Origin of the sequence: Solibacillus sp. FSL K6-1554 (genome assembly GCF_038005185.1) — a bacterium.
Lineage (GTDB): Bacteria > Bacillota > Bacilli > Bacillales_A > Planococcaceae > Solibacillus > Solibacillus silvestris.
Genome location: NZ_JBBOSS010000001.1, coordinates 1 through 10,000, shown reverse-complemented (window position 1 = coordinate 10,000; position 10,000 = coordinate 1). Strand labels below are relative to the sequence as shown.

7 protein-coding genes (1 of these 7 cut by a window edge) are annotated in these 10,000 nt (G+C 38.6%); all 7 read right to left on the bottom strand.

What is annotated here, in order from left to right; translation table 11 throughout:
* Positions 1-1,114 carry the 5' portion of an HD-GYP domain-containing protein gene (locus tag MHB58_RS00035; protein ID WP_340734468.1) on the bottom strand. The gene continues 2 nt to the left of window position 1, outside the view, so 1,114 of the gene's 1,116 nt are visible here — the first part of the coding sequence; it begins with the start codon at positions 1,112-1,114; its stop codon straddles the left edge of the window (only 1 of its three bases is visible, at position 1).
* Between the two features lie 174 nt (positions 1,115-1,288).
* Positions 1,289-3,787: a DNA gyrase subunit A gene (gyrA, locus tag MHB58_RS00030; protein WP_065217713.1), complete on the bottom strand. Its 2,499-nt coding sequence runs from the start codon at positions 3,785-3,787 to the stop codon at positions 1,289-1,291.
* 90 nt (positions 3,788-3,877) lie between these two features.
* On the bottom strand, positions 3,878-5,803 hold the full coding sequence (gene gyrB, locus MHB58_RS00025; RefSeq protein ID WP_014822342.1) for a DNA topoisomerase (ATP-hydrolyzing) subunit B: 1,926 nt from the start codon (positions 5,801-5,803) through the stop codon (positions 3,878-3,880).
* Positions 5,804-5,864: 61 nt separating this feature from the next.
* Positions 5,865-6,983, bottom strand: coding sequence for a DNA replication/repair protein RecF (gene recF, locus MHB58_RS00020; protein WP_008408394.1), 1,119 nt, complete (start codon positions 6,981-6,983; stop codon positions 5,865-5,867).
* A gap of 3 nt (positions 6,984-6,986) precedes the next feature.
* Complete coding sequence (yaaA, locus tag MHB58_RS00015; protein ID WP_014822343.1) at positions 6,987-7,223, bottom strand: S4 domain-containing protein YaaA; 237 nt, start codon at positions 7,221-7,223, stop codon at positions 6,987-6,989.
* Between the two features lie 125 nt (positions 7,224-7,348).
* Positions 7,349-8,485 (bottom strand): DNA polymerase III subunit beta, encoded by a 1,137-nt coding sequence (gene dnaN, locus MHB58_RS00010; protein WP_008408392.1) that lies wholly within the window; start codon positions 8,483-8,485, stop codon positions 7,349-7,351.
* A 171-nt stretch (positions 8,486-8,656) separates the two neighbouring features.
* Positions 8,657-10,000: chromosomal replication initiator protein DnaA (gene dnaA / locus MHB58_RS00005; protein ID WP_445683142.1), on the bottom strand; the 1,344-nt coding region annotated here is incomplete at its 5' end.

The following is a 10,000-nucleotide window of genomic DNA, read 5'->3' as shown; positions in this document are numbered from 1 at the left end:
AGTTCAGTTTATATCCCTGAGTAATTACACGTGAAATATAAAAGCTTCTATTAGATGAAAGATCCACAATTTCTCCTGTACGTGTCAATTTTACAAGTGGGCGTGTAGGTGAGTACTTATTAATGAACATTACTTCACCCAACTCTAAATTCGATAATTCAATTTTCGTTCCTATTGGTAAGTCAACGACAATATTCATTAAAGCCTGAACAACCTTAATATCGAATTTTCCAAACTCCTCTTCCTTAATCATTTCAATTACTTTGAAAAGAGATTGTTTTGAACGATACATACGCTCACTAGTCATTGCATGGAACACATCTGCTACAGCAATAATTTGGGCAAATATTGAAATTGACCCGATACGATCACCTTTTGGATAGCCGCTGCCATCCAAACGTTCATGGTGCTGATATACAGCAACTTTCATAATATCCTTTATAGCGGTTACGTTTTTGATTAGTAAGTAACTATAGTAAGGGTGTTTTCGTACTTCCCCAAATTCTGATTCTGTTAATACACTCTTCTTATCCCGTATACGTGAGGGAATTCGCGACATTCCACAATCAGCTAGCATTCCGGCGATAGCCAGCTGAATCGTATCCCCTCGTTCATATCCCATTTTCTTTGCAATGACTGCTGCAATTAATCCGGTAGCGATGCAATGATGATATAAATAGTCCTTTGCATTCGAATAACTGTTTAAATCGAATATGTAAGAGCGATCCTCTAAAACCATATCCATTAACGGGAGCATTATGTTTCTCACTTTTGTCAGATCGACTCTTCCGCCCGCTTCCCAATTTGAAAACTCTTTTTTCAATTGTGCAATACCATCAAGATAATATTTTTCGAAACTTGTGAATTGCTGTAGCGGTATAGCTACTGGAGGGATATCCAATTTTTCTTCATTCAGCTCGATTTCTTCAACTTCAATTTCATTATGTACTAATACTGTTTTTAAATTAAATAAATCAAACACACGTAAGTGCTCAGGTTTTACTTTTGTATTTTTATAGATAATCGGATATTGTGTATTGGCGAAAATATCTTCAGCAATTACCTTACCTAACTGCAATTCCTCAACTCTTATCAATATTGCTTCCAATTTCACAACCCCTTATGCTTATTATCAGTTATACGGAAGAAAAAATCTTATCATATAATTTACTCTTACTAGATAACTGCTAAATTTTTCATATTATAAGTTAATTATAACGAATGGAAAATAAAATACAACCAAAAAAAGTAATCTAGATAGTCTAAACTAACTAGATTACTTTTTAAATTACTCTTCTATACCTGAATCGGACTCTCCCTCAATTTCGGAATCGATTTCTTCATCATCCGGAGCATCTTCTTCTTTTTTTACTCGTGCCACAGTTGCTACATATTCGCCTTCAGCAAGTCTGATTAAACGAACGCCCTGTGTGCTACGCCCGATAACAGATATATCGTTTACATCCATTCGGATTAACATACCGTTAATCGTAATCAGCATAATGTCTTCTGATCCATCCACAGCCTTTACCGCGCACATTTTACCGTTCTTATCGGTAATTTGCATCGTTTTCAGACCTAATCCGCCACGGCTTTGTAAACGGTATTCAGATTCTGGTGTACGTTTACCGTAACCATTTTCAGTGACAACTAAAATTTCCTGACCTGGTTCAAGAATTTCCATACCTACTACAAAGTCACCTTCACGAAGTTTAATACCGCGTACCCCGGCAGCTGAACGACCCATTGAACGAATATCGTCTTCTTTAAATCGTACTAACATACCATCGCTTGTACCGATAATAATTTCCTTCGTGCCATCCGTTAAGTGAACAGAAATTAAATCATCGTCTTCACGTAATGTAATGGCGATTAAACCATTTGTACGGATATTAGCAAACTGATCAACAGGTGTACGTTTTGTTACCCCTGTTTTCGTAGTAAAGATAAAGTAAGCATCTTCTTTAAACTCTGTTACACGAATCATTGCAGTAACATGCTCACCTTTATCAATATTAAGCAAGTTTACTATTGGTAAACCTTTCGCTTGGCGACCAAACTCAGGAATTTCATATCCTTTTGCACGGAACACTTTCCCTTTTGAAGTGAAGAACAGAATTGTATCGTGTGTAGAAGTGAATAATAAATGTTCTACAAAGTCATCTTCATTCGTTCCCATACCTTGTACACCACGGCCACCACGTTTTTGTGAGCGATACGTGTTCGCAGCTAAACGTTTAATATACCCGTTATGTGTTAATGTCAGTACCGAGTTTTCACGAGGAATTAAATCTTCGTCTTCGATCATTTCTAAGCCGCCAGCTGTAATTTCAGTACGACGCTCATCACTGTAGCGTTCTTTAATATCCGTCATTTCTGTACGGATAATTTCGACTACTTTTGCTTCGTCAGCTAAAATCGCTTTTAATTCATCGATTAATTTTAATAGTTCCTGGTACTCAGCTTCAATTTTTTCGCGTTCCAACCCACTTAAACGCACAAGACGCATATCTAAAATTGCCTGTGCTTGGCGTTCAGATAAATTAAAGCGCTCCATTAATTGAGGTCTTGCTTCTTCCCCGCTGCGAGATGCTCGGATAATAGAAATAATTTCATCGATATGATCAAGCGCAATACGTAAACCTTCTAAAATATGTGCACGTTCCTCTGCTTTTCGAAGTTCGAATGCAGTACGACGTTTAATAACTACTTTCTGGTGTTCTAAGTAATGATAAAGCACTTCTTTTAGACTTAATACTTTTGGCTGCCCGTCAACTAGCGCAAGCATATTTACACCAAAGCTTGATTGCATCGCTGTTTGCTTGAATAAATTGTTCAATACGACATTTGCATTTGCATCACGGCGTACTTCAATTACAATACGCATACCATTACGGTCTGATTCATCACGTAAATTAGTAATGCCATCGATTTTTTTGTCGCGAACTAACTCAGCAATTTTTTCAATTAGTTTCGCTTTGTTAACCTGATATGGCAATTCGTGTACTAGAATTGTCTCTTTGCCGTTAGAAGCTTGCTCAATTTCTACTTTAGCCCGAATTGTCAGTGAACCACGGCCCGATTCATATGCACGGCGAATACCGCTGCGCCCCAGAATAATTCCCCCTGTAGGGAAATCCGGACCTGGAATGATTTCCATTAGCTCTTCTGTTGTAATGCTTGGGTTATCTGCCACTGCTAATACGCCGTCAATTGTTTCTCCAAGATGATGAGGCGGTATATTTGTAGCCATACCTACTGCGATACCAGAAGCACCATTCACTAATAGATTCGGATAGCGCGCCGGCAATACTAAAGGTTCATTTTCACTACCATCATAGTTCGGTCCATAATCAATCGTATCTTTATTAATATCGCGCAACATTTCCATCGCGATCTTTGACATACGTGATTCCGTATAACGCATTGCTGCTGCACCGTCGCCATCGACAGAACCAAAGTTACCATGGCCATCGACTAGCATATAACGGTAGCTGAAGTCTTGCGCCATACGCACCATTGCATCATAAATTGATGAGTCACCGTGAGGGTGGAATTTACCCATTACGTCCCCTACAATACGGGCACTCTTTTTATATGGTTTATCTGAAGTATTTCCTAGCTCCTGCATACCATAGAGGATACGACGATGTACTGGTTTAAGCCCATCACGTACGTCTGGTAAGGCACGCGAAACGATAACGCTCATCGCATAGCTTAAGAAAGATGATTTTATTTCTGTTGTAATATTTCTAGATTCAATATGTCCATGCTGAATGTCAGACAAAATAAGGACCTCCTTCCAATTGCACTAACTAATCAATTATGCCCGAGCATAATTGCATCTTTCAGCGGGTTTTCAAACCGCTGAAAGCTGTTAAATATCCAAGTCTTGCACGTATACTGCATTTTCTTCGATAAAATCACGACGAGGTGCAACTTCATCACCCATTAAGTGATCGAAAATTTTATCCGCTTCAATTGCATCATCCAATTCTACTCGAATTAAAGTACGGTGCTCTGGATCCATTGTTGTATCCCATAATTGTGTCGCATTCATTTCCCCTAAGCCTTTATAACGCTGTACATTAGGTTTCGGTAACTTCGGCAGACGGTTTAAAATATCTTCTAACTCCTGATCTGAGTAGCAGTATTCAACATGTTTCCCTTGTTTCACCTGATAAAGAGGCGGTTTTGCTGCATATACATAGCCCGCTTCGATTAACGGACGCATGAAACGGAAGAAGAATGTCAGCAATAGTACACGAATATGTGCACCATCGACATCGGCATCCGTCATAATTACAATTTTATGATAACGTGCTTTTTCTAAATTAAATTCTTCACCAATACCGGTACCAAATGCTGTAATCATCGCTCGAATTTCGGCATTCGATAAAATACGGTCTAAGCGTGCTTTCTCAACGTTAAGGATTTTTCCGCGCAATGGTAAGATCGCCTGGAAATGACGGTCACGTCCTGATTTAGCAGAACCACCGGCAGAGTCACCCTCTACGATATAGATTTCAGATTCGGCAGGGTTTGTTGAAGAACAGTCTGCTAACTTACCTGGTAAGCTTGAAACTTCCAATGCAGATTTACGACGTGTAAATTCACGAGCCTTTTTCGCTGCTACACGAGCACGTGCCGCCATTGTACCCTTTTCAATAACTTGACGTGCTACCGACGGATTTTCAAGCAGGAAACGTTCAAATCCGTCTGAGAATAAAGCATTTGTAATCTGGCTTACTTCAGAGTTCCCTAGTTTTGTTTTTGTTTGACCCTCAAACTGAGGTTCCGGGTGTTTTATTGAGACAATTGCCGTTAAACCTTCACGAACATCTTCGCCTGTAAGGTTGGCATCCGATTCTTTAATTAAGTTTGATTTGCGGGCATAGTCGTTAATAACACGTGTTAAGGCAGTTTTAAAGCCCGATTCGTGGGTACCACCTTCATATGTGTTAATGTTGTTCGCAAAAGACATTATATTCGAGCTGAAACCTGCATTATACTGCATGGCAATTTCAACCGTAATGCCTTCTTTTTCACCCAACACATCAATTGGCGCATGAATCGCTTCTTTATTTTCGTTAATATGCTCAACATATTCGCGAATACCGCCTTCAAAGTGGAATGTCTCCGAACGTTCCTGTCCTGTACGCTCATCTGCAATCGTCAGGCTGATGCCGCGATTTAAATAGGCTAATTCACGGATACGTGTTGCTAAAATATCGTATTCATAAACTGTTGTTTCTTTAAATATTTCACTGTCCGCTTTAAATCGAGTTGTTGTACCTGTATGGTCTGTTTCGCCAATGACTGTTAATTGTTGAACAGTATGACCGCGCTCAAAAATAATTTCATGGATTTTACCATCTCGATGTACTTGAACAATTGTCTGACTTGATAATGCGTTTACTACAGAAGCACCTACACCGTGAAGACCACCTGATACTTTGTAGCCTCCGCCTCCGAATTTACCGCCGGCGTGCAGTACTGTCATAATTACTTCAACAGCAGGCATACCCATTTTTTCCTGAATATCTACGGGAATACCACGACCGTTATCTTCTACGCGAATCCAATTGTCTTGTTCAATTGTTACTGTGATTCCTGAACAATAACCTGCTAAAGCTTCATCAATACTATTATCAACAATCTCCCAAACTAAATGGTGCAATCCTTTTGAACTTGTTGAACCAATATACATGCCCGGACGTTTTCGAACAGCCTCTAATCCTTCTAATACTTGTATTTGATCCGCATCATAAGATTGCTGGACTTTATTATCTTCTAAAGCCACTATTGTTCACCTACTCTTTCATAACTATCAGTATGCTTCTTTTTTACGTATTTCAATGCACTTATGGTTGTTCAATTGTTCCTTGTGTGACACGGAACAATTTTGCGTGCTGTATTGTGTCATGGTGAATGCCTTCTACACTCGTTGTTGTAACGAATGTCTGGACCTCACCTTGAATTGTATTTAATAAATGTGATTGGCGATAATCGTCCAATTCAGATAAAACATCATCCAATAAAAGAATCGGTGTTTCCTTCGTTTCCTGTTTGATCAGTTCAATTTCGGCAAGTTTTAAAGATAATGCCGTCGTGCGTTGCTGTCCTTGTGAGCCATATACTTGAACATCATAATCATTGACAAAAAACTGCAGATCGTCCCGATGAGGCCCTATAAGTGTTACGCCTCTCTCAATTTCACGCTGCTTCACTTCTTCTAGCTTCTTTGTTAAGTAATCCGCCATTTCTTCGGCAGTCCAGCTTGCATCCATCCCGGTTACAGGACGGTATTTTATGACGAGCTTTTCTAATCCCCGCGAAATACCAAAGTGAATCGGTTCAGCCCAATCCTGTAAAAGCTCGATAAACTGAAATCTTTTACGAATAATTTGAATTGCCGCCTGCACATATTGTTCAGTATAAATTTCAAACATCACATCGGATGCGAGTGATTGTTTACCCATATTCTTTTTTAATAAATGATTACGTTGTTTCAAAATCTTTTGGAATGTTAGTAAATCATGTAAGTAAACAGGGGAAATTTGTCCGATTTCCATATCGATGAATCTTCGGCGAATTTGGGGGCTGCCCTTTACGATATTCAAATCTTCAGGTGCAAACATTACTACATTCATCTGTCCGATATAATTGCTTAGTTTCGTTTGTTCAAGATGATTGATTTTGCCCTTTTTGCCTTTTTTTGAAATCGTCAATTCGATAGGAACGCCACCGTAACGCTTATTTACCACACCTTCTATTTTACCATAATCCGCATCCCAACGTATTAATTCTTTATCGTTCGCGGTACGATGAGATTTGGCCATCGCTAGTACATAGATTGATTCCATTACATTTGTTTTTCCTTGGGCATTTTCCCCAATAAAAACATTAATTTTATCTGAAAAATCCAGTGTTAACGATTCGTAGTTACGATAATTTGTTAGCTGCAAGCGCTCGATGTTCATGAATTAATTTTCTCCGTTTTCAATAAATGCATCGACAATTTTGTAACGTCCTACACCAGGAATATTAACTACATCTCCATGACGCAGTTTTTTCCCGCGGCGATCTTCCACTTCTCCATTTACAAACACTTCATGTTCACTTAAAAACCACTTTGCCATACCGCCAGAGCTAATTGTATCTGTCATTTTCAGCGCTTGACCAAGCGTTATATATTCTGTATCAATTACTAATTCATTCAACGTAATTCATCCTCCACTTAAATAAAGTCTTATCATTCTATCATACCTAAAAATTGTCCATAAGTAAAAAAGGAACGGTCTCAATAACAAGTTAAGACCCTTCCTTTTAGAATTTTTATTGAATTTTAGTAAGTACGTACCGGTAAAATCAGCTGCAATATTGCATCATCCGCAACAGAACGTAAGATGAACGGGCGCATTGCACCTGTAAATTCAATGACTACATCTTGTCCATCGATCGCTTTTAAGGCTTCCATCATATATTTCGCACTGAATGAAATTTTCAAATTTTCGCCTTCTAAACTTTCCACTTGGATCTGCTCTTCAACTTTACCAATCTCAGGTGAATTCGATGAAATTTCGACCGTTTGATTTTCAAGTGTTTCAAAACGAACAACATTATTGCGATCTTCACGAGCTAAAAGTGAAGCACGGTCAATTGCCTGCAATAAAGATTTTCCGTTAATAGTGATCATTGTTTTAAACTCTTCCGGAATTAAACGTGATGTATCCGGATAATTGCCTTCTAAAAGACGAGAGAAGAACAGGACATCATCTGTTTTAAATAATACATGCTGATTTGTTAATACGATTTGAACCGGATTATTTGTGTCTTCTAAAATTTTGTTCAATTCATTTAAACTTTTACCTGGAATTACGACTGAAGTAATATCATTTGGTAAATTTTCAAGATTGACTTTGCGGCGTGCTAAACGGTGACTATCCGTTGCAACGCATATTAATGCATCGCCTTCAACTTTCCAGTTTACACCTGTCAACACCGGACGGCTTTCCGATGTCGCTACAGCAAATACAGTTTCTCTAATAACTGATTTTAATAAATCGGTTGGAATCGTAAATTGTCGGTCAGCAGCAATTTCAGGTAGTTGTGGATATTCTGTTGCATCTAAGCCGATAAGGTGGAATTCCGATTTACCTGAACGAATGATTGTTGCATAGCCGTTCGTAATTTCAATTTCAACTTCATTTGTCGGCAATTTACGGATAATTTCATTGTACATACGAGCTTGTAGCACAATAGAGCCTGTTTGAGTAATATCCATAATTTGTTCGCCATTTTCTTCTACCGGGATGAAAGTCTGGATTGTAATGTCTGCATCACTACCAGTTAACGTCATACCTTCGTTTGTAACATCAATTTTAATTCCCGTTAAAATAGGAATCGTTGTTTTGGAACTTACAGCTTTCATTACATCGTTTAATCCTGCTAAAAGACGATCACGTAAAATAGTAAATTTCATTAGTTTACCTCTCTTATATAATTAATTATTTATTTAAAGATATTAATAGATATAGTAATAGGGCCTGTGAATTTGTGGATAACCCCTAATTTAAACAGGCAGAGCACGCTATCCACATGTTGATAAGCTGTGAATAGGTATGTGTGAAAAACATAAAGTTATACACAGAGATTATTTACCTAACATACTACGTATTTGTTTAATATCCTGCTGAAGCTGCTGATCTGTTTTAAGTAAGGAAGAAATCTTTTCATGGGCATGGATCACTGTTGTATGATCACGGCCTCCAAACTCCTCACCAATTTTAGGTAATGAGTAATCTGTTAGCTCACGCGATAAATACATCGCCACTTGACGAGGATAAGCAATCGATTTTGTCCGGCGCTTAGCCTTAAAATCTTCCAGACGTATACTGTAATGTTCACCAGTTGCAGTTTGAATATCTAAAATCGAAATCAAGCGCGGTTTTGAATTTGGCATAATATCTTTTAAAGCTTCTGCAGCAAGTTCAGGCGAAACATCCATATTTACTAAGGATGAATAGGCCACAACCCGTATTAATGCCCCTTCAAGTTCACGAATATTTGTATCAACCTGATTGGCAATATAAAGCATGACTTCATTTGGAATATCGAGTCCATCAGCTTTGGCCTTCTTACGTAAAATAGCAATACGTGTTTCCAAATCTGGTGGTGCAATATCTGTAATTAGTCCCCACTCAAAGCGTGAACGCAAACGGTCCTCTAAAGTAGGGATTTCCTTTGGAGGGCGGTCACTTGAGATGACAATCTGCTTTGATTCTTCATGCAGTGTGTTGAATGTATGGAAGAATTCCTCTTGTGTCGATTCCTTACCAGCCAAAAATTGAATATCGTCAATTAGCAGTACATCAACATTGCGGTATTTATTTCGGAAATCGATTGTTTTATTATCACGGATGGAGTTAATGAACTCATTTGTGAACTTTTCGGATGATAAATAGACGACATTTGCTGTCGGATTATGTTCTTTTACATAATGGCCAATTGCATGCATTAAGTGAGTTTTCCCTAAACCTACCCCCCCATAAATAAAGAACGGGTTGTAAGCTTTTGCGGGTGCTTCTGCTACAGCTAAGCTCGCTGCATGGGCAAAGCGGTTACCGGAACCAATAACGAATGTATCAAATGTGTACTTTGGATTGAGCATACCCGGGGTAATGTCATGGTGTTCACTTGATTTTGCTTGAGTAATTGGGGGCGGTAGTTCAAAGTCGTCTGCCGTCTGATCTTTCTGGACAACAAAATTAATGACTAGATCCTCTCCAGTTAACTCGTTTAATATTCCTGTAATCATATGGATGTAATATTGTTCAAGCCAATCGCGGGCAAAAGAGTTAGGCGCGGAAATCGTCACTTTTGTGCCACTATGCGCAAGAAGTTTTGTTGATTTCAGCCAAGTATCAAAGCTCGGTTTCGAGATTTTCTGTTCAGCTTGGGCAAGGACGGCATTCCATAGGTTTTCTAAATGTTCCAA

Excerpts from the sequence above, each read along its gene's own strand:
- recF (WP_008408394.1), bottom strand. The coding sequence starts at position 6,983 with ATGAACATCGAGCGCTTGCAGCTAACAAATTATCGTAACTACGAATCG.
- dnaN (WP_008408392.1), bottom strand. The coding sequence starts at position 8,485 with ATGAAATTTACTATTTTACGTGATCGTCTTTTAGCAGGATTAAACGAT.